Annotated in this window: 24 protein-coding genes and 2 pseudogenes; 11 read left to right on the top strand and 15 right to left on the bottom strand. The window is 68.5% G+C overall.

Going from position 1 to position 25,767, the window contains the following annotated elements:
* Positions 1 to 94 precede the first annotated feature (94 nt).
* Entirely contained in the window at positions 95 to 2,410 is a 2,316-nt protein-coding gene (locus LL946_RS11960) for a DEAD/DEAH box helicase (protein WP_404380919.1), read from the top strand.
* A gap of 32 nt (positions 2,411 to 2,442) precedes the next feature.
* Here the strand turns inward: LL946_RS11960 and LL946_RS11955 are convergent, their stop codons facing one another.
* Complete coding sequence (locus LL946_RS11955; protein ID WP_404380917.1) at positions 2,443 to 2,928, bottom strand: Hcp family type VI secretion system effector; 486 nt, start codon at positions 2,926 to 2,928, stop codon at positions 2,443 to 2,445.
* 132 nt (positions 2,929 to 3,060) lie between these two features.
* Here LL946_RS11955 and LL946_RS11950 point away from each other — a divergent pair, with 132 nt between their 5' ends.
* The 3 genes from LL946_RS11950 to LL946_RS11940 all read left to right on the top strand — a co-directional run bounded on the left by LL946_RS11950 (position 3,061) and on the right by LL946_RS11940 (position 4,243).
* Positions 3,061 to 3,282, top strand: coding sequence for a hypothetical protein (locus LL946_RS11950; protein ID WP_404380915.1), 222 nt, complete (start codon positions 3,061 to 3,063; stop codon positions 3,280 to 3,282).
* A gap of 122 nt (positions 3,283 to 3,404) precedes the next feature.
* A complete protein-coding gene (locus tag LL946_RS11945) occupies positions 3,405 to 3,641 on the top strand; it encodes a DUF6767 domain-containing protein (protein WP_404380913.1) in 237 nt (78 codons plus the stop codon).
* A gap of 125 nt (positions 3,642 to 3,766) precedes the next feature.
* Positions 3,767 to 4,243: a nitroreductase/quinone reductase family protein gene (locus LL946_RS11940; RefSeq protein ID WP_404380911.1), complete on the top strand. Its 477-nt coding sequence runs from the start codon at positions 3,767 to 3,769 to the stop codon at positions 4,241 to 4,243.
* Position 4,244: 1 nt separating this feature from the next.
* Here LL946_RS11940 and LL946_RS11935 read toward each other — a convergent pair whose 3' ends face one another.
* The 6 genes and pseudogenes from LL946_RS11935 to LL946_RS11910 form a co-directional block, all read right to left on the bottom strand.
* Positions 4,245 to 5,519 (bottom strand): FAD-dependent monooxygenase, encoded by a 1,275-nt coding sequence (locus LL946_RS11935; RefSeq protein WP_404380909.1) that lies wholly within the window; start codon positions 5,517 to 5,519, stop codon positions 4,245 to 4,247.
* A 39-nt stretch (positions 5,520 to 5,558) separates the two neighbouring features.
* Entirely contained in the window at positions 5,559 to 6,206 is a 648-nt protein-coding gene (locus LL946_RS11930; RefSeq protein WP_404380907.1) for a maleylpyruvate isomerase family mycothiol-dependent enzyme, read from the bottom strand.
* Between the two features lies 1 nt (position 6,207).
* Complete coding sequence (locus tag LL946_RS11925; protein WP_404380905.1) at positions 6,208 to 7,050, bottom strand: fumarylacetoacetate hydrolase family protein; 843 nt, start codon at positions 7,048 to 7,050, stop codon at positions 6,208 to 6,210.
* Positions 7,047 to 8,219 carry a cupin domain-containing protein gene (locus LL946_RS11920; protein ID WP_404380903.1) on the bottom strand — a complete coding sequence of 391 codons (1,173 nt, stop codon included), beginning with the start codon at positions 8,217 to 8,219 and terminating at the stop codon, positions 7,047 to 7,049. Before LL946_RS11920 ends, LL946_RS11925 begins: the two co-directional genes overlap by 4 nt.
* A 39-nt stretch (positions 8,220 to 8,258) precedes the next feature.
* Complete coding sequence (locus tag LL946_RS11915; RefSeq protein WP_404386881.1) at positions 8,259 to 9,326, bottom strand: MFS transporter; 1,068 nt, start codon at positions 9,324 to 9,326, stop codon at positions 8,259 to 8,261.
* A pseudogene (locus LL946_RS11910) lies at positions 9,209 to 9,607 on the bottom strand (MFS transporter); the annotation flags it as partial. The pseudogene LL946_RS11910 and the gene LL946_RS11915, both read right to left, overlap by 118 nt.
* Before the next feature lie 79 nt (positions 9,608 to 9,686).
* Between LL946_RS11910 and LL946_RS11905 the strand changes: the two are divergent.
* From LL946_RS11905 to LL946_RS11895, 3 genes are all read left to right on the top strand, one after another.
* A complete protein-coding gene (locus LL946_RS11905; RefSeq protein ID WP_404380901.1) occupies positions 9,687 to 10,502 on the top strand; it encodes an IclR family transcriptional regulator in 816 nt (271 codons plus the stop codon).
* The gene (locus tag LL946_RS11900) at positions 10,503 to 11,105 is read left to right on the top strand and encodes an SLATT domain-containing protein (protein ID WP_404380899.1); all 603 of its coding nucleotides are present in this window, start codon (positions 10,503 to 10,505) and stop codon (positions 11,103 to 11,105) included. It begins immediately after the preceding gene.
* Positions 11,106 to 11,302: 197 nt separating this feature from the next.
* On the top strand, positions 11,303 to 12,808 hold the full coding sequence (locus tag LL946_RS11895) for a reverse transcriptase domain-containing protein (protein ID WP_404380897.1): 1,506 nt from the start codon (positions 11,303 to 11,305) through the stop codon (positions 12,806 to 12,808).
* Between the two features lie 1,257 nt (positions 12,809 to 14,065).
* Here the strand turns inward: LL946_RS11895 and LL946_RS11890 are convergent.
* Positions 14,066 to 14,764, bottom strand: a pseudogene (locus LL946_RS11890) (methylmalonyl-CoA mutase family protein); the annotation flags it as partial.
* A gap of 43 nt (positions 14,765 to 14,807) precedes the next feature.
* On the opposite strand from LL946_RS11890, the gene LL946_RS11885 reads away from it, so the two are divergent.
* The 3 genes from LL946_RS11885 to LL946_RS11875 all read left to right on the top strand — a co-directional run bounded on the left by LL946_RS11885 (position 14,808) and on the right by LL946_RS11875 (position 17,277).
* Positions 14,808 to 15,839, top strand: coding sequence for an alpha/beta fold hydrolase (locus LL946_RS11885; RefSeq protein ID WP_404380895.1), 1,032 nt, complete (start codon positions 14,808 to 14,810; stop codon positions 15,837 to 15,839).
* A gap of 61 nt (positions 15,840 to 15,900) precedes the next feature.
* Positions 15,901 to 16,617 carry a methyltransferase domain-containing protein gene (locus LL946_RS11880; RefSeq protein ID WP_404380893.1) on the top strand — a complete coding sequence of 239 codons (717 nt, stop codon included), beginning with the start codon at positions 15,901 to 15,903 and terminating at the stop codon, positions 16,615 to 16,617.
* A 51-nt stretch (positions 16,618 to 16,668) separates the two neighbouring features.
* Complete coding sequence (locus LL946_RS11875) at positions 16,669 to 17,277, top strand: GNAT family N-acetyltransferase (RefSeq protein WP_404380891.1); 609 nt, start codon at positions 16,669 to 16,671, stop codon at positions 17,275 to 17,277.
* Between the two features lie 16 nt (positions 17,278 to 17,293).
* Here LL946_RS11875 and LL946_RS11870 read toward each other — a convergent pair whose 3' ends face one another.
* The 3 genes from LL946_RS11870 to LL946_RS11860 form a co-directional block, all read right to left on the bottom strand.
* Positions 17,294 to 17,872, bottom strand: a complete 579-nt coding sequence (locus tag LL946_RS11870; protein WP_404380889.1) for a hypothetical protein — start codon at positions 17,870 to 17,872, stop codon at positions 17,294 to 17,296.
* A 183-nt stretch (positions 17,873 to 18,055) separates the two neighbouring features.
* Positions 18,056 to 18,853, bottom strand: a complete 798-nt coding sequence (locus tag LL946_RS11865; RefSeq protein WP_404380887.1) for a phosphatidate cytidylyltransferase — start codon at positions 18,851 to 18,853, stop codon at positions 18,056 to 18,058.
* A gap of 7 nt (positions 18,854 to 18,860) precedes the next feature.
* Positions 18,861 to 20,642 (bottom strand): aminotransferase class I/II-fold pyridoxal phosphate-dependent enzyme, encoded by a 1,782-nt coding sequence (locus LL946_RS11860; RefSeq protein WP_404380885.1) that lies wholly within the window; start codon positions 20,640 to 20,642, stop codon positions 18,861 to 18,863.
* 160 nt (positions 20,643 to 20,802) lie between these two features.
* Between LL946_RS11860 and LL946_RS11855 the strand changes: the two genes are divergently transcribed.
* Positions 20,803 to 21,171: a DUF2784 domain-containing protein gene (locus LL946_RS11855; RefSeq protein ID WP_404380883.1), complete on the top strand. Its 369-nt coding sequence runs from the start codon at positions 20,803 to 20,805 to the stop codon at positions 21,169 to 21,171.
* A 66-nt stretch (positions 21,172 to 21,237) separates the two neighbouring features.
* On the opposite strand, the gene LL946_RS11850 is transcribed toward LL946_RS11855, so the two are convergent.
* The 4 genes from LL946_RS11850 to LL946_RS11835 all read right to left on the bottom strand — a co-directional run bounded on the left by LL946_RS11850 (position 21,238) and on the right by LL946_RS11835 (position 25,306).
* A complete protein-coding gene (locus tag LL946_RS11850) occupies positions 21,238 to 21,738 on the bottom strand; it encodes a hemerythrin domain-containing protein (protein WP_404380881.1) in 501 nt (166 codons plus the stop codon).
* 195 nt (positions 21,739 to 21,933) lie between these two features.
* Positions 21,934 to 22,587 carry a response regulator gene (locus tag LL946_RS11845; protein WP_404380879.1) on the bottom strand — a complete coding sequence of 218 codons (654 nt, stop codon included), beginning with the start codon at positions 22,585 to 22,587 and terminating at the stop codon, positions 21,934 to 21,936.
* Positions 22,584 to 24,596, bottom strand: a complete 2,013-nt coding sequence (locus LL946_RS11840) for an ATP-binding protein (RefSeq protein ID WP_404380877.1) — start codon at positions 24,594 to 24,596, stop codon at positions 22,584 to 22,586. The genes LL946_RS11845 and LL946_RS11840 overlap by 4 nt, the downstream gene beginning before the upstream one ends.
* 2 nt (positions 24,597 to 24,598) lie before the next feature.
* A complete protein-coding gene (locus LL946_RS11835; protein ID WP_404380875.1) occupies positions 24,599 to 25,306 on the bottom strand; it encodes a hypothetical protein in 708 nt (235 codons plus the stop codon).
* Positions 25,307 to 25,767: the final 461 nt, after the last annotated feature.

The raw sequence follows: 25,767 nt of genomic DNA, 5'->3' as shown, positions 1-25,767 counted from the left end.
CCGTGCATCCGGCTCGGTGACCGCGTTGCCCCAGCACGGTGGTCCGGCGCCGATCCGCGCCCTGGCCGTGCCTGACTCAGGAGAAGGTTTCCGCTTGGCCCAGCGACCTCAGCGACGTGGCGGCTCATCCCGCACGCAGTCGCGCACGCCGTCACGCGACCGTCGACACCCGCGGGGCGGCGACGGCGAGGGCATCATCCCCGTGCTGGCCAAGGCCGTGCGCCAGGTCGAGGCCTCCGCGCAGCGCGGCAAGGTGCGCCCGCGGGAGCGGACGGCATACCAGGTCGTCGCCCTGCTGGTCCGCGAGGAGCGCACCCGGGTCAGGGCCGACACCACCATCTCCGAGGGTGAGCGGACCGCGATGATGACCCGGCTCGACGGGATCGCGACGATCCTCGCCAAGACCGCGGCCCGTGACACCTCGCTGCTGCAGCTGCTCGCGGACGGCGCCGCCGTGTCGCCTGCCGCAGCCAGCCTGCGCAACGACATGCTCACGGCCGCAGGGCGCGAGCCCGACCCGGAGCCCGAGGAGGCGCCCGAGCCGGAGACGACCGGTCCGGCCCCCGCGAACCGCAGCGTGGTCCCGCAGACGGTCATCGCGCGACAGCTGGCCAACCCCTTCCTCGCGCCCGACTTCTCGATCGCGCACGCCCCGCGACCGACGACGAACCGGCTCGCCGGATGGGAGCTGCTGAGCCCGCTGTTCCGGTCGTTCGAGTACGGCGGCGACGCCACCTCGATGCCCCTGCCTGAGCCCTCGAACGTCGTGCACGGCATCAAGGACCTCGAGCTCATGCACCACCAGGGCCAGGTCGTCGCAGCGGCTGCCGAGGGTCACCGCACCTTCCTGCTCGCCGACGAGCCGGGTCTCGGCAAGACGGCGCAGGCGCTGCTCGCGGCCGACGCGGCGCACGCCTTCCCGCTGCTCGTCGTCGTCCCCAACGTCGTCAAGGCGAACTGGGCGCACGAGGCCGAGCTGTGGACCCCGCGCCGGACAGCGACGGTCGTGCACGGCGACGGTGACACCGTCGACGGGTTCGCCGACATCGTCATCGTCAACTACGAGATCCTCGACCGCCACGTCGGCTGGCTGGGCAGCCACGGCTTCCGCGGGATGGTCGTGGACGAGGCGCACTTCATCAAGAACAAGACGTCGCAGCGCTCGCAGAACGTCCTCGCGCTGGCGGAGCGCATCCGCGAGCGCATCCCCAACGCGCTGTTCATGGCGCTCACGGGGACGCCGCTCATCAACGACATCGAGGACTTCCGGGCGATCTGGCAGTTCCTCGGGTGGATCGACGACAAGCAGCCGCGGCCGGCGCTCATGGCGGCGCTCGAGTCGAAGGGGCTGGCGCCGTCCGACCACGGGTTCTACGGGGCCGCACGCAACACCGTCATCGACATGGGAATCGTGCGCCGGCGCAAGGTTGACGTGGCCTCGGACATCCCGGCTCGTCGCGTCGCAGACCTGCCGGTCGAGCTCGACGACGCCGTCGGCCGGTCCATCCGGGCCGCCGAGGCCGAGCTCGCCGCTCGGCTGGTCGAGCGCTACCGCTACACGATCGCGACCCGCAAGGAGTCGGGGGCGGTCACCGGTGGCGCGGTCTCGGGCAGCGACGGCACGGACGGGATCGACCACGACCTCGTCCGCCGGGTCGCGGCGGCCGAGCTCAAGAACACCGGCACGGGCTCGGGCGACAAGGGCGACAACGTCTTCACGCTCATGCGCCGGATCGGTCAGGCCAAGGCCGGGCTCGCCGCCGACTACGCCGCCCAGCTGGCCCGCAACGTCGGCAAGGTCGTCTTCTTCGCCAAGCACATCGACGTCATGGACGTGGCCGAGGCGACGTTCGAGAAGCGGGGCATCGGCTACGCGTCGATTCGCGGCGACCAGAGCCCGAAGTCGCGCAAGGAGAACATCGAGGCGTTCCTCACCGACCCCGCCGTCGAGGTGATCGTCTGCTCGCTCAGCGCTGCCGGCGTCGGGATCAACCTCCAGGTCTCGTCGAACGTCGTGCTCGCTGAGCTGTCGTGGACGTCGGCCGAGCAGACGCAGGCCATCGACCGCGTGCACCGGATCGGGCAGACCGAGCCGGTCACGGCGTGGCGGATCATCGCCGCTCAGACGATCGACTCACGGCTCGCCCAGCTCATCGACGACAAGGCCGGCCTGGCCGCGCGGGCGCTCGACGGGTCCGACGAGGAGGTCGGCTCGTCGGCGGACGTGCAGCTCGAGGCGCTGGTGTCGCTGCTCACCGACGCCCTTGAGTCGGGTGCGCTGGAGCCGGAAGGGCTGACGCCGGACGATCTCGAGTCGGATGGGCTGACGCCGGACGCGCTGGACCCGGTCGGGGCGGACCCGCTCGGGGCGGACGTACCATCCGACGGCGGGCTGCGCTCCGCGGACTGACGCAGTTACCGCCATGTCCGTTCAGAGTGCGGTCAGTGGTGCGCCTTCAGGTCGTAGACGAAGTGGACCCCGGCCTCGAGTTTGCCGTCGGCCTGCTGCGGCCGGTACTCGAAGTCGACCTTGCCGAACTCGAGCACGACGATCTCGGTCGTGTCGTCGGCCTCGGCGCTGAGGCTCGTCGAGACGCCCGTGACGACGACATCCTTCATCGTGATGAGGAGGTAGTCCTGCTGCCCCGCGCCGGCCTTGCGCACGGAGATGGCCGCGTCGGCGATGTGCTGCCCGGTCGCGCACGCGGTCATCAGCGCCGGCGAGGCCCTGTCGATCCGGTGCGTGAAGGTGAAGTCGTGGAAGGTCGGCCGGCCCGCCCGCGCGATGCCGGCGCCTCCTCCACGACCCGGCGTCGCGGCCCGGGACAGACCCCACGACCACGACAGTGCCTCGATCTCGTCCTTGTGCTGGGCATCGCGCGACTCACCCTTGATGGTGCCGACGCGGGCGAAGATCGACATGGCCATGTGGCGCTCCCTCCCTGTGCCTGCACGGCCCACCTTGGCCGACCTCTTCAAGGTCGACCTGTCGCGCCCCACTGTCAACCCCTGACCTGCGGCGTTCGCCACAGCGGCGGAGAAGGCGCATACTTCAGGGACATGGTCCCGTCATCAGCACACCCGCGTCCGCGTCACGCCAACAGCCCGTTCGCTGCCCGGTCCGAGCCGGAGGTCGAGTTGTTCGCGGTCAATGATCGCGTCTGCCACGACTCCCATGGCCTGGGTCGAGTCGTGGGTGTCGACGCGAGTGGGGTGACGGTCGACTTCACGAACAAGACGGTGCGGGTCGAGACGCCGTTCCGCAAGATGACCAAGCTCTGACCGCTGTCCGGGTCTGTTGACCTCGGCCGTCACCGACCCTGCTGGTCGACCAGCGGGACCTTGGACCCAGGTGCGGGCTCGTGCTGCAGGCCTAACCTCCTCGTACGAGTGAGGAGACTCCGTTGCCCCGACAGCCCCAGCCGATGTGCCCGATCCGCCTCGGCGAACCCTGCAGCCTCTGCTTCCCCGGCGCCGACGGACCGCAGAACTGCGGCTTGGTCTACCTCGTCCAGTCGGACCCGGAGCTCCAAGAGCTGCTCAGCGAGAAGCGTGCCGAGCGCAGGTCCGCCCCCGCCAGGGCCACGCGTCCTGCCGGGACCACCGCGGAGCCCTCGCCGCCGGCACCTGAGCACATCTGAGCACGCAGGAGCCCCCTGAACCGGCCCTCCGTCGGATGTGGTCCCGCGTCACCGTCATGGTGCCCACGTGGTGAGTCCCATGATGACTCTGTTCACAGGGCGCGGGACCGCGGACAGTGCCAAGCGTGCGCGACGACGGCGGCCCGGCGGTGGAGGACAAACCCCCACCTGCCGCGGTGATCAGGATCCTCAACCCGATCCTGAGGACCGTGCTGAGGTCGCCGGCTCACCGTGCCTTCAGCAAGGACCTCATGCTGCTGCACGTGACGGGCCGTAGGACCGGACGCGTGTATGTCGTCCCCGTGGGGCGCCACGAGCACCACGGCGGCCTGGTGGCCTCTGCCGGGGGCAGCTGGAGGCGCAACCTCAGGAACGGCGCCGACTGCGACGTGACCCTGGACGGGCGCCGTCGTCACGCCCGCGGCGTGCTGGTCGACGATCCCCACGAGGTGGCCGTCATCTTCTCCGACCTCCTCGCGGCCATGGGTCGCGACCGGGCCAACAGGCTGGGTCTGCAGCTCAACGTGGACCGCCTCCCCACCCTCGAAGAGCTCAGCGCAGCACTGGTGGACCGCAACGTCGTGCGGCTGACCCTGTCCTGACTTAGGCAGGCACGCTCACCTCGGCTGCTGCCGACGCGAGCGAGGTCTGCGGGTAGCGCTCGGGCTCGTCCTCGGGGAAGAGCGCGGTCGGCCCGTAGATCCAGTCGATCCACGCGTAGTCGTCGGTCTCACGAGCGGTGAGCACCGCGTTGCGTTGCAGCCGCTCCTGCCCGTCGAGGTGCCAGAGCTTGCCCCAGTCGCGTGCCGTCGTGAGGACGCGCCGGCAGTGCTCGGGACGAACCGCCTGGTATGCCGTGAGCGCACCGTCCCAGTCGACGCGGCCGATGCGGTCGGTCAGGCGGGCGGCGTGCTGCGACAGCACCCAGGCGTCCTCGATCGCCATGACCGCACCCTGCGCCATGTACTGCAACGGCGGGTGTGCGGCGTCTCCGAGGAGCGCGATCCGGCCGTGGACCCACGTCGAGATGGGGTCACGGTCGAACATCCGCCACCAGCGGTCCCGCCACATGTGGCGGAGCCCCTGCTGGACCTCCTCCGACGTGCGGGAGAACGCCGCGTCGAGCTCGTCGGGCGTGCCCCAGTCCTCCTGTCCTGCAATCGCTTTCGGCGACTCGAAGACGGCGACCTGGTTGAACATCGCGCCACCGCGCAGCGGGTACTGCACGAAGTGGCAGCCGGGCCCGACGTGGACGACGACGTCGGTCTCGGAGACGCCGTCCTCGCGCACCGCCCCGATCGGCACGGCGCCGCGGTAGGCGACGTAGGACGAGCTCACCGGCTCGTCGTCGGAGACGAGGCTGCGGGCCACGGAGTGCAGCCCGTCGGCCGCGACGACGAGTTCGGCGCGGTGGGTCGTGCCGTCGGCGAACGTCACCTCGGCGTGGTCGGTGCCGGTCGAGTAGGCCACTGCCGCAGCGTTGTTGACGAGCTCGACTCCCAGCCGGCAGGCCTCGCGCAGCAGCACGCCGTGCAGGTCGCTGCGGTGGATGACGACGTAGGGGAAGCCGTAGCGCTCCTCGAGGTCGCCAAGGTCGAGCCGGGTGAGCTCGCCACCGTCGACGGCGTCCTTCATGACCATCGACTGCGGCCGCACGCCGAGGGCGAGCACCTCGTCGAGCAGCCCGAGCTCGGCGAGGATCCGGGTGCAGTTGGGCGCGATCTGCAGACCTGCTCCCACCTCGCCGAACTCCGCCGCGCGCTCGAAGAGCCGCACGCGCACTCCCGCGCGGACGAGGCCGATGCCGGCGGCGAGCCCTCCGATGCCGCCACCGACGACGATGGCTCCCGCGTTCGGGTCAACAACGTTGCTGGTCATGGTCAACACTTCCTTGTGTCATGTGGTGTGTTCGGTCGTTCAGAGCCAGGCCGGCAGTGCCGGGGCGCGGTGGCCGTCGCGGGTCACGACGTCGTGGAACGGCCGACCCGCGAGGTATGCCGTGACCTCGGCGAGCGGTCCGCTCACCTCGGGCACGGCGTCGGGACCGCGCTTCGCGCGGATGTCGGCCTGGAGCGCCTCGAGGAAGTCACTCGGCAGGTCAGTGAAGGTGACGCCGGTTGCGAGGTCCACGGCGTGGACCATGACCTCGCGGGCCCGCATCCACGGGGTCTCGGTCGCGGGGACGGTGCGCCCCTGGGCCGTGCGGACCGGCGCTTCCCACTGGTCGGCGGAGAGTGCGTGGAACGAGGCCGCAAGCCGGTCGGCGGAGCGGTCGAACCACTCCCGGAGGTCGTCGAGCGAGCGAGCCGACCCGGCCTCGATGTCCTCGGCCCGCTGCTGCGGTGAGGAGTACATTGGGGTCTCGACGCCCGTCCGGGCCCAGGTCGCGAGGTTGCCGACCGCGTCGGCGTTCGCCGCGAGGTGAGCGACGACGTGGGCGCGGGTCCAGCCGTCGAGGGCGGACGGCATACGGACGGTCTTTTCGTCGAGGTCCGCGATGGCCTTGCGGCACAGGGCGGTGCCCTCGTCGACCCAGGCTCGGGAGCTCTCCAGGGGGTGGCTCATGTCAGGCCTGCTCCGCCTCGCGCACGACGTGGTTGACGAGCCGGCCGATGCCCTCGATCTCTGTGACGACGACCTCGCCGCCGGTGAGGTAGCGGGCAGGCTTGCGGGCGTGGCCCACTCCCCCGGGCGTGCCGGTGGCGATGACGTCGCCGGGGTTGAGGCGGATCATCGTCGAGACGTACTCGACGAGGGCGACGGGGTCGAAGAGGAGGTCGGCGGTGGAGTCCTTCTGCATGACCTCGTCGTCGACGGTGAGCGAGATGGCGAGGTCGGGGCGGACGCCGCCGGGCAGCTCGTCGGGGGTGACGAGGACCGGGCCGATGGGGGTGGTCGAGTCCCAGTTCTTGCCCTGGAGCCACTCGCGGGTGCGGAACTGCCAGTCGCGGGCGGTGACGTCGTTGAGGACGGTAAAGCCGGCGATCGCTTCCTCGGCCTCGGCGCCGCGGGCGCGGCGGACCGTGGAGCCGATGACGACGGCGAGCTCGGCCTCCCAGTCGAACTCCTCGGTCTCGGCGGGGCGCACGATGTCGTCGGTCGGTCCGACGAGGGCGTCGGCGAACTTGCTGAACAGGGTCGGGTGCTCGGGCAGGTCGCGGCCCATCTCGAGGATGTGGGTGCGGTAGTTGAGGCCGACGCAGACCACCTTGCCGGGGCGCTCGATGAGCTGGGCGAGCTCGGCGTCGTCGAGGGAGTGGCGGGGACCGTCGGCGGCGTCGACGACCTCGCGCCAGTCGGGCATCGCGAGCAGCTCACCGACGTCGGCGGCCCCGATCTCGACGTAGGCGTCGTCGTCGACCCGGACGGCGGTGGTGCCGGTCGGCAGGCGGAGGGTGGCGAGCTTCATGAGGAGGTTCCTTCGACGTGGGTGCGGTGGAGGTGGAGACGCTCGAAGATCGGGGCGTCGGAGAACTGGAAGAGGTCGAGCGCGCCCGAGTCGGAGTCGGAGGCGCTTGCTTCCGAGACCACTGAGAAGGGCTGCCACGACGGGACGACGAAGAGGTCGCCGCGGGTGACCGACCACGAGAACGACCCCACGGTGACGCGGCCGGAGCCGTCGAACACCTGGTAGACCGAGGATCCGGTCTCGCGGCGGGGCACGGTCTCGACGCCGGCGGCGACGCGGTGGAACTGCGTGCGGATCGTCGGGAGGACGTCGCCGGCGGTCGTGGGGTTGGTGTAACGGACGAGCGCGTGGCCGGGCTCGATCGTGCCGACGTGGCCCTCGCGCTCGAGGGCGAGTTGGTCGGCGAGGGCACGGTCGGTGTCCTCCCAGCGGTAGGCGAGCAGCGGGCTTGCCGCGGTGGCGCCCAGCTGTGAGACGGGCGCGAGACCCGGGTGGCCCCAGAGGCGCTGCGAGCGGGAGCGCTCGGGTGAGATGCGCTCGGCGTCGCTGATCGCGTCGCGACCGAAGTCGAAGAACTGGCTTTCGATGTCGAACTGGAACGGGATGTCGAGGCCGTCGATCCACGCCATCGGCGTCGTCGCCTGATTGTGGTGCGCGTGCCAGTTCATGCCGGCCTGCGGGAGGAAGTCGCCGCGGCGCATCGGCACCGGGTCGCCCTCGACGACGGTCCAGACGCCTTCGCCCTCGACGACGAAGCGGAACGCGTTCTGGGTGTGGCGGTGCTCGGGGGCGTCCTCGCCGGCGTTGAGGTACTGGATCGCGGCCCAGAGCGTGGGACTGGCATAGGGGCGACCGCCGAGGCTGGGGTTGGCGAGCGCGATGGCCCGGCGCTCGCCGCCGCGGCCGACGGGGACAATGTCGCCCGCCTTGCCGGCGAGCTCGATGAGCGTGGCCCACTCCCAGAGGTGTGGCTGCGCCTTGGACTTCGGCTCGTGCGGCATGAGGTCGCCGATCTCGGTCCAGAGCGGAACGAGCAGCTCCTTCTCGAAGCCGCGATAGAGGTCCTCGAGCTCGGGGGTGACCTTGGGCTGGCCGGGGGCGTCCTCGGCAGTGATGGTGACGGGCGACGCGACGCGCTGGTGCGCGGCTTGGTCGATGGTGTCGGTCATCTCGGGTTCTCCTTCGGGTGGGGAGGGTGAGAGGGAGGGTCAGTGGGCGGCGACGGGGACGCGCTCGGTGCGCGGCTCGGTCGTGTTGGCGCCCGCTCGCGGGCGGGTGGTCACCACGGCGGTGACGACGAGGAGGACGGCGGCGAGGGCGGCGGCCAGCGAGAAGGCGACGAAGTTGCTGCCGACTCCGAGCCCGGCGTCGAGCAGCGAGCCGCCGATGTAGGGCGCGGCGACCGCACCGATGCGCCCGATGCCGAGGACGAAGCCGAGCGAGGTGCCGCGGGTCTGCTGCGGGTAGTGGCTCGCGACGGCGGCGATGATGAGGCACTGAGTGCCGTGGGTGCCGACGCCGGCAAGGATGAGCGCGGCGTAGATCGGGGTGACCTCGGACGGGTAGGTCAGGAGGAACGCCAGCCCGGCGGCGGCGAGGAGGGCGGCGCCGATGGCACTGCGCAGCGGGCCGAACCGCATCCCCGCCCAAGCGGTGACGACGGAGCCGATGACCGCACCGACGTTGAGGGCGATGAGGAAGTTGAGCGGGTTGCCGAGGTCGAAGCGGGCGTCGCTGCCCATGAGCTTCGGCAGCCAGGTGCCGAGGCCGTACCAGGCGAAGAGCGTGGCGACGGTCGCCAGGGAGAAGAGCACGGTGGCGACGAGCCAGGGCCCACGCAGGATGCCCTTGATCCCCTCGTGCTCCGGCTTCTCGGTCGGTACACCGGAGGTGTCGATGCCATGCAGGGCGTCGACGGCAGCAGCCTCGTCGAGGCGGCCACGCGACCGCAGCCACGTCGGCGACTCCGGCAGGTAGCGCCAGCACAGCGGGAGGAGGACGACGACGGCGACGAACGCCACGGCATACATGGGGCGCCAGCCACTCGCGGGGATGACCTCACGACCGACCAGGGCCGCGATGGTGCCGCCGATCGGGACGCCGACATCATGATCGTCGCGACGGCGGAGCGGGCGCGGACCGAGACGAACTCGGCGGTGAGCGCATTGGCGCTGGGCACGAGACCGCCGAGGCCGAGGCCGGCGATGAAGCGGAAGGCGCCGAAGGTCTCGGCGTTCGGGGCGACGTAGCAGAGGGCGGTGAAGAGCGAGAACCACAGCGTGCACCAGAGGATGGTTCGGCGGCGTCCGAGTGCGTCGGCGAGGCGGCCGGCGGCCAGGGCCCCGACGAGCATCCCGAGGAAGGCGAGGCTCCCGATCAGGCCGGCCGTGGTGGCCGTGAGGCCCCATTCCGGCTCGGCGAGGATCGAGGGCAGCGTCGTCCCATAGACGATGAGGTCGTAGCCGTCGAAGACGACGATGAGCCAGCAGAGCAGGATCACGAGCCAGGCCGGGCGGACCCGTGTGGGCTGTGCGGTGAGGGTGGGCGTCGTTGCCATGCGTTCGAGAGTGACGGCCATTCGGTGGAGCGGAAAAGTGAATTCTGTCTGACAGAACAGCGTGTGCTTGACTCTTGGGGTGAACGCGCGTGAGCTCAAGACCAAACCCACGTATGCCGTGACGTCCGTCGACCATGCGCTGCGCCTCGCGACTTGGCTTCAGCTCGAGGGCGGGCTGACGGTGGCGGAGGCTGCTTCGCGACTGGGGGTGGCACGCTCGACAGCGCATCGGCTGCTGGCGATGCTCGTCTATCGCGACTTCGCGGTGCAGAACGCCGATCGCGGCTATCGGGCGGGGCCGGTGCTGGAGCTGGCGGGGAACTCGCCCTCGGAGACGTCTGCTCTGCGGGCGGCGGCTTTGGGGCCGATGCAGGACCTCGTGGCGTTGGTCGGTGAGACGGTGAACCTGACGATCCGGACCGGGGACACGGCGCGGTTCATTGCGTCGGTGGAGTCACCCCAGGCGCTGAGGGTGGGGTCGCGAGAGGGGATGGTCTTCCCTGCTCACCGGGTGACGGGCGGGCAGATCCTGCTGGCCGAGCTGACCGATGCCGACGTGGAGGAGCTGTACTCGGCGGACCGGTATGCCGGCCGCGAAAGCGAGCGACCGGATGTGCCGCGGCTGCTTCGGACGCTGGCGCGGATCCGGTCACGCGGACTGGCCGTCAACCGTGGCCTCTCCGAGAAAGGCGTCGCCGCGGTCGGTCGAGCAGTCCGCGGGTCGTCAGATGCGGCAGTGGCTGGCCTCTCGATCTCAATGCCGGCCGCCCGCTACAACCCCGCTCAGTTGCCCCACCTGGACGCTGCTCTGAAATCCTTCTCAGGAACCATTACCGCCAGCATCCATAGCCACACAACGGTAGCGTCGTCAGCCCATCGAGCATTAGGAGAGTAGATGAGCGGAACCGAACTATGGTCCGGACGACTTGCCACTCTAGAGAGCCGGTCGTACCTCACCTACAAGGCTAGGTTGGAGGCCTGCAAACGGCTAGAGGCTCGAGCCCGAGCGCTAAATGGCCTAGTAGTCGCTCTATCCCTATCGGGACTTATCGCCGCAGGCGGAATGCTGAGAGATCGTAACCTATATGGAGCGAACGGCGATGTTTTGTGGTTGTTTATCTCAATATTGACGTTTGCCGGGTCGCTCACCTCCTCATCCATCGGCTACGGGGCTCGAAGTCGCAACATGTTTCAGAATTACCGAAAACTCCAGCGTCTCTCCGTGCAAGCTGAAACGGCGAAACGTGATGAAGATCAGTGCACACGGGAGGTTTTTGAGAAACTGAACTCTGAACATGACGATCTGTTGGACGAAAGCGAGAACCACACCACCGTCGACTTCATGCGCGCCCAACGATCGCTGAAACCTCCCCCTCCGGAGAGGCGACGAGACACGGCACGGGTTCTGGCATCGGGTGCACTTAGCGCCGCGCCTTGGATCGCCGTCGCCGTCCCGATCCTGCTGGTCATCCCTGCCTTCCTTGCCTACTGGCCCTAGACAGGGCAACCCTCCTCCACTACTCTCGGCAGATCGCTCAAGAGAGCGTAGGCTTTGGCCCGGAGCTGGGCGGCGCAACCGCTCTCAAGTTCGGCGGTGAACGCCATCGACGAACTGCATGCGAATGCAACTCTTTCAGGGTCTGATCGGCCGCTCAGAACCCGCCTTCGGGCGGGTTCTGATGTTGAGGGGGAACTATGGAGGATCTCGCGAGCACAATGCTCCGGATCGCTGAGGCACGTATCAGTCGCTTTGAGCGGTCAACGAAACGGCATTCAGACGAATACCATCGACACGATAGGCGCACGTCAGTGGGAATCCCTGCGATCCCCTATCCCAGACCGACGTCGTGGTCGTTTCGCCGCGACTTTAATCCATTCGTAGTGCGGTCGCGTTGCGAGGTTTACTCGCACGGAATCAGGCGCGCCCTCGATAAGGGGTCGTATGAGGTACGAGACCCCTACTTGCTCACGGTTCCGAAGATACATGGTGGATCGCGAGTCGTTAAGTCATTCGGCATACCGGACGAGGCACTCTCCAGGCGCACCTATCGCTCGCTTATGTCCAAGAACGTGGCGGCACTTAGCAGTAGGTCTTACGCGTACAGGGCCGATGTCAACGTTTTCGATGCCATCAGCTACATATCGCGCGAGTGGCAGGACCATCCGCGCTTGTACGTTGCCGAGTATGATCTCCAGGACTACTTCGGCTCAGTTAGGCACGAGTATCTCTTTCGTCAGATGGAATCCTTACGCTTGCGGATGACTCCGCGAGAACGTCACATCATCGAGGCCTTCATGGACGTCGAAGCGCGGCGAATCGGCGAGCCGGGGCGCGGGTTCCCCCAAGGCACCTCCGTAAGTCTATTCCTCTCCGGCATCGCTCTGTCACCGCTGGACCGTTCCCTCGAGCGGCTTAATGTCGGGTTCGCTCGCTTCTCCGACGACTTGCTGCTATGGGGGGCAGACTATTCCGCAGTTCGAGCTGGAGTGGACATGCTCTTCGATTGGTCGAACGTCTCCGGCGTAGAAATTAACAGTGAAAAGAGCAGAGGAATACAAATACTATCGCCACCGGGCGCCGCAGGCCAGTCAGAGATCCGCGACGTGGAATCCGTTGAGTTTCTCAGCCATAAAATATCGTTAGAACATGTTGGTCTCGCGCGACGCCCTGAGAGCGCTATTCGGCGCCGAATCTCGGACCTCATCTACGCGAACCTACTTCGCCAACCACTCAACGGCACGCAAGATCTAACCCGACTCAGCAACGGCGTTGATCGTGACTACATCACCCTTTTGTCTCAGTTGCGACGCCTCCTATACGGGAGCATGAGTGAACATCAGGTCCGACGCTTTAGCCAATCCGGGTATATTCCACACACTTATCTCACTGGCTTTGTAGCCAGACACCCAGTCGTCACCGATGACCACGACTGGCAAGCATTGGATCGGTGGATCCGCAGGCAAATTTGGCTTGCTCTTAGGCGGCGGGCCTCTGTCCTGAGGTCGTCGGGCTTCGTAGGACCCTGCATTCCTTGGGATACGCCGATCGAGGATCTGGGAAAGAAGACTGTCAGGTCAAGGCGCACGCGCGCAGTCATCAACCTAAGGATCCCGAGCTCGGTGAACATGGCGAACGTAGTGCGCCGTTCCACCGGACATCACGGAACTCGAGTTACTGAGCGCCCTCGTGGGATCTACTAGGCGTAACAGGTCGCGTCGCGTCAGCGCCGGCGCCGGCGCCGGCGCCTAAAAATCTACCTGCCCGTCTGACCGGCATCCAGGCGCCCACGGTGCTGGAAGACCATCGTTGGACGTCATGGCGGCGACCTACTGCACAGGCGCTCCCCCGCAGATCCACGGGTCAAGTAGACAAGCCTGGTGCCATTCACATGTCTTCGCAAAACCAAGCGGCGACTACGGCGTCTCAGCAGGCTATCCGGGGTGGCGGAGACGTAGATGGACTGCATAGACATACGATTCAATGGCAAAGTTCCGTTCTTGCGCTTCCCCAATCTGGAGTTCCCCTTGCTCGCACCTACGTCCAAGTCGCAGTCTGTACAACCCCTCGAAAAGATTCTGATCGTCGTGCGCGACGATCAGGTTCCTGCAAATAGTTTCACATGGCGATTGTGGCCGGGGGGAACATCGTTTTATATCAAGACCACTGCTCCGGGACTTGAGGACATGAAACTCAGCCTTCATGGTCCGCGCCCCGACACGCCGGGTCCAGGGCCATGGCTGAAGTTCGGACCGGACCGAAGTGTCCAGACGAGCGCGAGCATGGCGGTTGGGCGATGGAACTTACCCCTCTGGTTCGGCGGTCGTGAGTTACGCCCTGGAGTACGGCATTGCGTGCGACTGCGGTTCGATTGGACGATGTTCAGGCCCGGCGTGCCCTCCGGGCCCAACCCCGGAAATGTCAAACGCCCCAACAAGGCACAAGCCGGTGTTGTCCGTTGGGAGGCAAAAGTCGGTCGAGCCCTCGACGTTGATCTGTTTGTCTCCGACCGCGCACCTTGCTGGCCAAACGAGCGGCGGGTAAGAGACAAGGACGCAGCGATCGGACCGTTGAGGAACCAAGCCGGTCAGTGGCTTACAGGTGAGGTCCACGAACGCAGACTTTCAATGTCGCCAACGTGGCACAGAGTGACCGCGCCGGCCCCTCCATCGACACGCCAAACCGTCCGTGCACTTGGGGTCGGCGTTGGCGACGACGATGTCCTGTGGATCAACGAGGTTGCGCTCGACCACGCAGAACTCTTCGCCCTTCACTCCCTGGATGATGAGGCAGCTAGATCAGCGACCCAACATCTTCCAGCCAGCCTGACTACTTCCGATCGGACCAAACGAATGATCGCGGCCGACATGAGTCATGGGATCGCGATGAGACAGGTTATCCGAACACTCACATACGGCTATTGATACCCCAGGTCCGCTTCGTTCTGGGCCTCGTCCACATTAGACGTTGCGGCGGTACTGACCTCCGACCTCGAAGAACGCGTCCGTGACCTGCTGCAGGGTGCACACCCGCGCCGCGTCCATAAGCACAGCGAACACGTTGTCGCCGTTCATCGCCGCCTCACGCAGCCGCTGCAGAGCCACCTCAGCCTCCTCGCGGTGCGCCTCCCGATACGCGCGAACCCGGGCCAGCTGGGACTCCTTCTCGGACTCCGAGGCTCGTGCGAGCTCTACGTGCTGCGGCGTGCCACCCTCGGCGTCGGGCTTGCGGAACGTGTTGACTCCGATGATCGGCAGCGACCCGTCGTGCTTGCGGTGCTCGTAGACCATCTACTCGTCCTGGATCTTGCCGCGCTGGTAGCCCGTCTCCATCGCCCCGAGCACTCCCCCGCGCTCGCTGATCCGGTCGAACTCCGCCAGCACCGCCGCCTCGACCATGTCGGTCAGCTCGTCGATGATGTACGACCCCTGCAGCGGGTTCTCGTTCATCGCGAGCCCCCACTCGCGGTTGATGATCATCTGGATCGCCAGCGCCCGACGCACCGAGTCCGGACCCGGGGTCGTCACCGCCTCGTCAAAAGCGTTGGTGTGCAACGGGTTCGCGTTGTCATAGATCGCGATGAGCGCCTGCAGCGTCGTGCGGATGTCGTTGAAGTCCATCTCCTGCGCGTGCAGCGACCGACCCGACGTCTGCACGTGGCCACCGGAACCCGCTTCCCTCGCGTCGGTCGCGCGTCCCACAATGGGGCTCGTGGAGCAGCGGCTCGGCTCGGTGACTCTGACGGACGGCACGGAGATCCAGTTCGCCGCGGCGGGCCGTGGTCCGGTGGCGATCTACGTGCCTGGGTGGGTGTCCCATCTGGAGTTGGGGTGGGCAGTTCCGGCCGAGCGACAGTTCTACGAGGGTCTGGCGAACGGCCGGGCGCTCGTGCGGTACGACCGGCCTGGGCGCGGGTTGTCCGGGCCCACGATCCGTACGGACATCGTCGAGATGGAGCTGGAGGTCTTGGACGTTGTTGCGGAGGCGGTCGGGGCTTCCCACTTCGACCTCGTCGGCGCCTCCTTCGGTGCGCCACTTGCCGTGAAGTGGGCTGCTCGTCACCCGGAATCGGTGAAGCGTCTGGTGCTCTACGGCGGGTGGGTGGACGGAGACGGTGTGGCAGCACCCGAAGTCCGTCAGCACGTGCTCGGACTGGTCGAGCAGCACTGGGGTCTGGCGTCCGATGTGCTGACCGACATCTTCGCCCCCGAAGCGAGCGCCGGGTTCCGCGCCATGTTCTCGCGCTACCAGCGGGATTCGGCCTCCGCCGAGTGGGCGCACCACCTCCTGTCAGCTTGCTACGACATCGACGTCGCCGACGACCTCGGCCGGATCACCGCACCCACCTCGGTCATCCACCGTGCCGACGACCGAGCAGTGCCGCTTGCCGAGGGCGAACGAATGGCCGCCGGAATCGATGGCGCGACGCTGACCGTCCTTCCGGGTCGCACTCACATCCCCTTCGCAGGCGACTCCCACGCCCTCCTCAACGCCATGCGCCACGGCCTGGGGCTGCCCTCTCTCGACCGCCTGTCCGCACCCACGTTGACCCAGCGCCAGACAGCAGTGGCAGCACTCGTGGCGCAGGGCCTCTCGAACCGGCAGATCGCCGACGAGCTCGTCATCAGTGAACGCACCGCCGAGTCACACGTCGAGCGGATCCGTGACCGACTCGGGTTCCGCTCCCGGGCCCAGGTTGCGGCCTGGTACGTCGCCTCGCACGCGGGCGGCTGATCCCCCAGCTGCGGTATTTCCACTGCTGACGGCGTGGGGGCGTCCCCAGCAGGCTCAGTGCATGAGCATGCAACCCACGCAGACCCCGTCCGTGACCACACGGCATACGCCCGCATTTGAGGGCTTTGACGACCGCAACGACGTGGCGGAGTTCGAGGCGCACGCGGGGCGCGGGCGGTTCAACTCGGCGTTCTTCTGGGTCATGGGTGGCTACATCAACTGGCACATGCGCCAGGCCAAGGCCACTGCGTTCGCCGACCTGCCGTCGACCGTCGTCGAGCTCGGATCAGGAGTCGGAGCGAACATGCGCCATCTGCCGGTCGGCGCGCGCCTCATCGCGATCGAGCCCAACCCGTACATGCACACGCGGCTCCGTCGGGCGGCCCGCTCGCGAGCCATCGACCTCGAGATTCGTAGCGTCGTCGGCGAGCGGATCGACCTGCCCGACGCGAGCGCCGACGTCGTCATCTCCAGCCTGGTCCTGTGCAGCGTCACTGACCCGGAGGCGGTCCTCGCCGAGGTGCGCCGCGTTCTTCGACGTGGTGGGCGGTTCAGCTTCGCCGAGCACGTCGCCGCCAAGCCGGGCACGCCGACGCGCTGGGTGCAGCGGGTCCTGCGTCGGCCGTGGGCGTGGGTCTTCGAGGGCTGCTCCTGCGAGCGAGACCTCGCGACTCTGATCGAGTCCTCCGGGTTCAGCCGCGTCGACCTCCGCCACCACCGCATCCACTCGCCGTTCCTCCCGTTCAACACGCACATCTCCGGCACGGCGATCGCCTAGCCCTGCCGTGAGCACCGCCGCTGAACCCAGACCTGACGCAAAGGCACCCCCATGACCATCTCCCTGTTGGCTGCCGCCCGAGCGCGCCGGCACACCCGGAACCGAACCCCCGGCACCATCCACCTGCGCTGCCTCACGCCCGATGACGGGCGGCACGTGACGGACCTCCTTAAGCGGATGTCGCCGGACTCGCGCTACCAGCGCTACTTCCGGCCGGTTCACTCGTTCCGGCCGGCCGACATCGCCCGCTTCGTGACTCTCAGCCGAGACCACGTGGCCGTCGGCGCGTTCGACGGGCCCAGTCTCATCGGGATCGCGCAGTCCTTGCGCTCCTCAAAGCAGCCCGATCGCGCCGAGGTCGCCGGCGAGGTCGCGGACCTTCACCACGGACGCGGCGTGGCCACCCGGCTCGTCAACGAGCTCGCCGAGCTGGCCACCGACGTGGGCGTCACCCACTTCACCGCGACCGTGCTCACCGACAACCGTCCGGTGCTCGCGCTGATGCGGTCCTTGGGCTGGCCGACCGAGGCAACCCTCGACGGTGCCTACGCCGAGGTCCTCCTGACCCTGCCGGCGGAGCTCGCACTGGCCACGGCCGGGCGGACGGCGATGGACTGGGACGGCGGCTGGCAGCCCCGCGGCGCTGTCGTCGCCTCCTGATCGGGTGGCCTGACGCCTAGCCGGTCGCCGGCGGCACGGACAAAACCCCATCGACGGTCGTGCCTTCGCCCTGGCGGACGAAGGTGCGGCCGTCGTGCGCGAGGTAGGTCGCTTCCCATTGATACGCCCCAGTCCTGTCGCCGGGAACGATGAACCGCCGCACCAAGGTCCGTGCCGTGTCCGAGGAGAACACCAAGTGATCCTCGGTGGTGAACGCGGCGGCGGGGTCGGCGTAGCGAACCTCCACGACCACCCGAGCGATGACAGTCCAGTCGATCGCCTGCGCGTCCACTTGGAGGGCGAGCTGGCCGCCCACACCAGGTGCGGTGGGCGGCAACACGAGCACGTCGTCGGTGGTCACCTCCTCCTGCGAGGTCAACAGGGAGCCATCGTGCGCGGCATACGTCGCCTGCCACGCGTACGTGGCGGTCGCGTTGTCACCAACCGTGAACTGCCACTCCTGACTGGACGGCCCGCTTGCAGAGAACAGCAGCTGTGTCTCTGAGAGGGAGCCCGCCGCGGGGTCGCTGTGGCGCAGTTCGACAGTGACCCGGGCAAAGAGTGTCCAGTCCACCGCTTCCGCGTTCACCGTCACGGTTCGCCGCGTTGCCGTCTCGGAGCCTCCGGGCACCGTCGGAGGGCGATGATGTCGAGCTTCGCGAGCTGCCCGTGAACCAGCAGCTCGCCGCGGGCCCAACGCTTGTCGCCACCATTCGCGTAGGCCCATGCCAGCCAATCTAGTGAGTCTCGTGGAGTCCGTCTCTGCTTCCACGTGCTGTCACTGGAGGACGACCAGCACTGCCAGAGCCAGGAGCAGCGAGTCGATCCTGTCCAGCAGGCCCCCTTGGCCGGCGAGCCAGCTGCCCGAGTCCTTGCGGGCAGCACCTCTCTTGATCATGGACTCGAGCAGGTCTCCGAGTGGTGCTCCGACGCAGACGGCCAGGACCATCGGCCAGCTGACAGCGGAGGCGAGGGCCAGGACGGCGATCCCCGCCACGGCGCCGGCGACGGCACCGCTCCACCGCTTGGCCGGGGACAGCGGAGACAGGTGGGGTCCACCGAGCAGGGGACCGGCGAAGTAGGCCACCAGGTCCCCGACGGAGACCGCCACGAAGAGCACAAACGCGCTCTCCCCCAACGGAGCTGCCGCCGCCAGCAGGCCGAGCCAAGCCAGCCCCAGCGCACTCGCACTGAGCCGACGCAGTCCGTCGGTGGCGTCCCCGGAGAGCAGTGGGACCAGGGCCAGGACGAGCATGCTGGCACCGAGCACCCGCAGCAGCTGGTCGGGCGCCCACCAGGCCGTCACCACGGTGCTGGTCACGGCACCAGCCAGGACCGCGCGGTCTCCCCACGGCATACGCATCAGTGCGCCGAACTCGACGGTCCCGATCACCGCAGCGATGATCGCGACGGCTGCCGTGGTCGAAGGCCCGGCCCAGAAGGCAGCGGTGACCAGGGGCACTCCGACCGCCCAGGCGCACCAGCGGATCATGAACTCACGCCGCCGTGAGAGCGCAGCGGCGAAACCGCCCAGCACGAGCGCGCCACCGAGCCACGGCGCCAGGGCCGTCACCACGACGAGATCACGGCGTGCTGGCAGCAGCGGCGACGGGACGGTGCACGACAGAGCCGGAGCCGGATCGCAGCTCGGCGAGTTCGGCGAGCGCGGCGGAGCAGGCCTGGACGATGCGGTCGTTCTCGGCGGTGTCTCGCACCGCAATGCGCACCGTGCGACCGAGGTACTCCGAGGACATGGGCGAGAGGTCGCGCAGGTAGACGCCGTGCCTGCGGCACTCCTGCACCAGACGTGCGGCACTCGGACCGCCAGCCGGCAGCGTGATGTTCACGAAGTTCGACACGGACTCCTCCACCACCACGCCCTGGCCCAGCCCGACGAGGTCGAGCGCCAGCTGACGGCGCAGGTCGTGGGTGCGTTGCCAGCAGTCGCGGTAGTGCTCAGGGTCGTGCAGAGCCGCCACCGCAGCCAGCTGCGCCGGGAGGCTGACCGGCCACGGTGGTGTCCAGCGGCGGAGCTGCCTGGCGACGCTCGCTTCGGCCACGAGGTAGGCCGCGCGCATGCCGGACAGGGCATACATCTTCGACAACGACGTGCAGACCACGACGCGAGAATCGGTGGAGGCGAGGCTCGCCAGCGAGTCGGCCAGGTCGACGTAGCCGAGGTAGGCCTCGTCGACCCACCAGCGGGTGGTGGCGGGCGCGTTCGAGATGACTCGCCTGAGCGACTCCCCCGCCAGGTGACGCCCCGTCGGGTTGTTGGGATTGACCACGACCACCAAGTCGTAGCATCCCGAGCCCACCGTGGTGGCGAGCCGGACGAGGTCGATCTCCCAGTCGTCCTCGCGACGCACCCTGAACCGGTCCACGTGGCAGCCGATGACGCGTTCGGTGACATGGGCGTACTCGCCATATCCGGGGTCCACGAGCAGCACCCGGCTCTCAGGGTTCAGCCAGAGGGAGAAGGCGCGGTAGATCAGGTCGGAGGAGCCGGCGCCCACCGCCAACGAGTCCACCGGCAGCTGGCGCGACTCGGCGATCGCCGCCAGCAGGCCTCCGGCATCGGTCGGGGGCGAGGTGCGTGCGCTCCACGCCGGATCATCCGCCAGCGCAGCCAGGACACCGGGTGCGGGTGAGAAGCACGCGTCCAGGACGTCCGCCGAGACCACGTGACTGCGCCGATCGAGGGTGCGGAAGTCAGAGCCGATGGCCGTGAACGAGGCGCCACCGTGCTCACAGCCGTCCGGCCGCGGCGCGAACGACATGTCGAGCTGCCAGTCTACGTCCGATCGCCAGCGCGCCACTACGGACGAGAAGGCGCTCAGCACAAGGCTCGTCGACGCAGTGACGCACGCCGTCATGACCTCGAACGTCACCGCACCGCTGTGGATCATGCGGCCGACCGGACGAAAACCCACGGCCTCGTACATACCGATCAGCTCTCGTCGACCCATGACCACGATCGTTCGTCCACCGCGCGAGGAGATCCACCGCAGCGCCGCGTACATGAGGAGCGGCGCCACGCTGGACCGCCGCCACCGCGACTCGACCGTGAGGATCCTGGCCTCGAACAGGTCGTCATCGTCCAGGACCGGTAGCTCGTCGCGGGTGACGTACTTGTCCAGCCCGTAGCGCCCGAGCCATGACGGCGTCAGGCTGATGAAGCCGGCCCGGTCCGGCCCGCTCGCCGCGACGAGGTAGACGTTGTCACCGTCCAGGCCGTCGACGAGACGCTCACCGAGGTGGGGCGGATGCTGCCCCAGCTCCTCGGAGTACACCCGGTGGCGCAGACCGTAGATCCACTCGAGGTCCTCGGCATTCGCCTCACGCACCTGCAACTGACTGGCCATGCGCATCTCCCCCGACGTCGGACGTGGAGCACATCAGAGCGGCCACCACGGCCGAGGATCGTCAACCTACTCCGCACGAACGAGCCGCGCCGGTTGATCGCCGACGATCCGCGGCGATGCCCCACGCGGCGGGGTCCGGTGCGTCAGGCTGGGAGGACTCATGTGGTTCCGACTGGTCGCCGACGCCGCCATGGTGGCGCACTTCTCGTTCCTCGCCTACCTCGTGGTGGGCGGGTTCGTCGCGTGGCGCTGGGCCCGCACCATCTGGATCCACGTCGCGACAGCCCTCTACGGGCTCTTCAACGTGCTCGTCGGCTGGCCGTGCCCGCTGACCCACATCGAGAACTGGGGACGCGACCGAGCCGGCGAGGCCACCCTGCCCGGCACCGGCTTCATCGACCACTACCTCGCCGACGTCGTCTACCCGAAGGAGCACGAGACGCTCGTCCAAGCGCTGGTGGCTGTCGTCGTCCTCGTCTCGTGGGTCGGCTTCGCTCTCCTCCGGTGTCGGCGGGCCGCCGGGGGTTGAGTCCACTCATCGCTGCAGCCCGGACGGCACCAGGGCCAACCGGGCTGCGTGGACGAGGTGCCTCGCTCAGGAGATGACGGCGTCGATCGTCTTCTTGAGGGCGCTAGGCTCGCTGGGCTCGCGGGGCGCCTTCTTCTTGGCGGCGATGAGCTCCTCACCGATCTCCTGGAGGGCCTTGCGGCCGAGGCCGGCGCGGACCTTCGGGAACCACTCGTCCTCCTCCTCCTCGATGTGGTGGCGGACGTTCTCGATGAGCACGGTGGCCTTGGCGTCGAAGCGCTCGGCGTCGGGCTCCATGCCGTAGAGCTCCATCACGAGCACGTCGGCGACGTGGTGCTCCTCGTAGGACTCGAGGATGTCGTCCTCCAGGTCGGGGAGCAGGGCGCGGACCCGGGGGTACATCACCTCGTTCTCGATGTAGGTGTGCACCGTCAAGAGCTCGATGATCCGGTGGACGATCTTGCCCTTGGTCTTGCTGGCGTCCTCGCCGGCATTCTCGAAGTCCGTGAAGAGCTTGCGGATCTCCTTGTGGTCTTCCTTGAGCAGGACGATGGCGTCGTTCGACATGTCTTCTCCTCTGCGCGGAGCGCGTGGTCGTGAAGGGAAGCGAAAGTCCGTCGGCGCGTGCGCTGGCGGCGATCGCATCGGTACCTTCATGACCCTATGGGTCGCGGAGGGGTGTCACAACGTCCGGGGGGTGAAGAATGAGGCCTTGACCTGCGGAAACGCGCCCAGACCCTGCCGCCGGTCCTCGCCGGCCGGTCAGCTCCCCTGACCGGGCTGCCCGCCCATCCCCGCGCCGCGAGCGACGACGATCGCCTCTCCCCTGTCGGCCACCCCCAGCTTGGCGAAGATGTTGCTCACCCTGTTGCGCACGGTCTTCTCGGAAAGGAAGAGCCGGCGCGCGATCGCAGGGTTCATCAGCCCCGCCGCCACCAGCTCGAGGACGTCGCGCTCCCGCTCGGACAGCTCCGGGAACGGCTTCGCGACAACCCCGCTGCCGGCCGTGAAGAACGCCCGCATCCGGCGAGCGACCTCGGGACCGTAGACCGCGTGCCCCTGCGCCACCCCGGAGACGGCTCGGTCGATCTCGTCGAGCCCGGCGCCCTTGAGCAGGTAGCCCAGGGCACCCGCCTGGATCGCGGCGAACACCGCCGAGTCGTCCGACGCCATCGTCAGCATGAGCACCTGCGCCTCGGGCCACGTCTCGATGAGCCGCGCCGTGGCGGTGACGCCGTCCAGCTCGGGCATCTGGACGTCCATGAGCACGACGTCGGGTCGGTGCTCGAGCGCAGCGGCCAGGCCCTGAGCGCCGTCAGCAGCCTCCGCGACGACCACGGTGCCGAGCTCCTCGAGGAGCGTGCGCAGCCCCTTGCGGAAGGCGGGGTGGTCGTCGACGAGTACGGCAGTGGTCATGGGGTCCCGATCCTCTCCGGCAGCGTCGCCACGACGGTGGTGCCGGCCCCGGGCGCCGAGCGCACCTCGACCGACCCGCCGAGCTCGGCAGCCCGCTCCTTCATGCTCGCCAGCCCCACTCCGACAGGCGTCGTCGCCGGGTGGAACCCGACGCCGTCATCCTGCACCGAGACCCGCGGTGCGTGCTCGTCCAGCGCCAGACCGACCCGGACGCGAGTGGCCCTTCCGTGCCGCACCGCGTTCGTGATCGCTTCCTGCGCAATCCTGTATGCCGCAGCCTCACCTGCCGCTGACAGCCCCACCAGCTCGGACTCGGCGACGACCTCGGTGCTGATCGTCGACCCCTGAGCGGCGGCGACGGCCGGGCCCGTGGACCTGAGGGCCCCCTCCAGCCCGAGCTCGTCGAGAGCAGCGGGTCGGAGCCCGCGGGCAACCGCGCGCACGTCCTCGACAGCCAGCGACGCCTGCTCCGAGGTCGATTCGAGGAGAGCGCTCACCCGGTCGGTGTCTCCGCGGAGCAGCGCTCGGCGCGCCGCGTCCACCGTCATCGTCACTGCGGCGAGCTGTGGGCCGAGCCCGTCGTGCAGGTCGCGACGCAGCCTCCGCCGCTCCTCCTCCTGCGCCGACACCAGCTCCCCTCGGCTTCTCTCGAGGCCCTCGGTGAGGACGAGCGTTGCGGCGGCTGCCGCCAGTGGACCCGTCACCGCGTGCACCACCTGCTGGTCCTGCAGCGAGAGGCCACCACGACTAGCGACAGGCAGGAGGTGCAGGGCGCCGAGCATCTCTCCGTGGTGGACGACCTCCACCCGATGGGCGCCCTCGGCGTCGACGTCCCCGGACGACAGGTCGACCCCACCGGTCGGTGCGTCGAGCTGGAGCCGCACGCCTGCGAGGCCGAGGGAGTCTCGGAGCACGTCGAGCACGTCCTGGACGGCCTGGCGCGGCGACGGCGCGAACCGGACGGCTTCGTCCAGCCGGAAGACGACCGTCTCGGGCGCGGGCCGGTCCCGCTGCATGAGCCGGTTGGCATAGCGCTGGACCCGTACGCGAGCAGGGTTGAACGCCAGGGCAATTGCCACGGCTGCAGCGAAGGACGCAGCGCGACCCTGATCTCCCACGAGGACGCCCACCCAGCCGGCGACTGCGGCGTGCAAGAGCGCTGCACCGACGAGCAGCACTGCGGCGACGACGGTGCGGTTGAGCAGGAAGTCGATGTCGAACAGGCGGTAGCGCAACACGGCGATGACCAGCGCGAGCGGGATGAGCAGCACCGCGACCGCCCTCACCCACGGTGGGGCGATGGCCGTCGCGACGACGGTGAGCAGGACGGCATACCCGAACCAGAGAACCTGGCGACGCTCGATCCCGGACGCGCGTCGGTACCGGACCACGAGCGAGGCGAGACCGACGACGCATAGCAGTGCGCCGGCAGCGGCGAGGACGAGAGCGGTCGGCGCGCGCATGCCGTCGAGGGCGGTCACGCCCAGCCGGTTTCGCACGGCGGGGTTGCCCGGGACGGCGACGGGGGCCAGGGCTGCGAGGAGCACTCCGGCAACGACGACGAGTCCGACGGCGAACGTGGCCGGCCGCCAACGGCGCGATGGGAGACGACCCTCGGGGACGGCATACGGGAGGAGGCCCACGACGAGACCGAGCGCTGGGATCCACGTCCAGAGGGTCAGCCAGCCGGCGAACGCCTCCCACCCGCCGGCGGCCGGGCCCTCGGCTCCCGCGAGGGTGACGGCCCGCGCGAGGGTGTACGTCCCGGCGAAGGCGCTCGTGGCCAGGAGGATGCCGACCATGCGTCGCGCTCGTGAGGTTGCGGCGAGACCGGCAGCAGCCAGTCCGTATGCCGGTGCGACGACGGCTTCGGGGGTGCGCAGGAGCTCGCCGAGGTCGTCGTGTGCCCAGGCGACGAGGACGGCGGCGACGGCGAGCAGGGTCGCGAGCACGCCCGCACCCCGGACGAGGTGAGCCGTCCGGGGCGGGGTCGAGGTGGGGTCGGGCACGGTCAGGCCGTCACGGCCGGCTGGTCGTCGCGGCGCAGGAAGCGCGCGGCACCGATGCACGCGGCGATCCACAGCCAGTGGGTGTCGACCGGGCCGGGGTTGCGCAGGACGAAGTCGACGACGATGAACGTCAGCATCGTCAGCGGGATCCAGCGAGGCATAACCCCAGTCTTCAACAGGCCGACCGCCAGCAGGATCATTCCGACGAAAGTGCCGAACAGGAACGGCGCCATGAAGAGCACTCCGAGGACGGGGTCCTGCTGCGCGGCCTCCATGGCGCCGGCTGCACCGGCGAGGTCGCCGGAGCGGGCGAACGGCACCTGCATGAGCGACATGAGGTGGATGCCGACGAAGCCCCACATGCCCGACATCAGCAACCAGGCGGCGGCGGTGCCGAGCCTCGACGAGCGGGTGCGGACGTGCTGGGCGAGGACGAGGAAGCCGATCGCCATGAGCGGGATGGCGAGGATGCCGGAGACGGTGAGCGCAGTGAAAGTCGCCTCGTGTTCGGCGACGAGGCGGAGCTGGTCGCTGATGGCTTCGGGGCGTTCGGGGAGGAGGAGGTTCATCCCGATGGACTCGGCGCCGTTGAGGAGGGCGCCGCCGACGAGGGCGACAGTGGCGAGGCGCGGGCCGATGAGAGGGCGGCGGGGGGTGACGGGGGTGGCGGGGGTGGAGGTGGGGAGGGCGTGGGCCCGGAGGTCGGTCATGGCGGTGGAGCCTTTCGAGGTGGGGCGGACGATCTGTCCGCCTGCTTCCTCGAGGTTCGTGTCGGACCCGTCCCCGTCGCGAGGGGCCGGTGTCCCCTTGTTGCGGGGACATAAGTCATCGATCGCGGAGGGCGCCTCCGGCATCGCATGGATGATCGACGGAGGCCGACGGCCCCGCCGGCGAATCACTTGCGTAATCTCTTCGCGTCAAAGGCGCGGGCTGCCCTACCGCAGCGGCCCCAAAATCGTGCGGCTGGACGCCCCAAGGGACTTGACCGACGCATCGAAATGCCTCACCGTCAGGGGTACAGGGTGCGTTTCCCAAGCCGACGGCGACATCGCTGTCAGTGACGACAGGGAGGGGCGATGGAGCCCGAACCGGGCGAAATCACGACTGTGTCAGCCGATAGATCGGTTCAGTCTTGGCTGGTGACCTATCTGCTACGCGGGTCAAGTTTTCG

The organism is Knoellia locipacati, assembly GCF_044791685.1.
Taxonomy (GTDB): Bacteria; Actinomycetota; Actinomycetes; order Actinomycetales; family Dermatophilaceae; genus Knoellia; species Knoellia locipacati_A.
The sequence above is the reverse complement of the archived record's forward strand: the minus strand, read 5'-3'. Positions and strand labels throughout refer to the sequence as shown.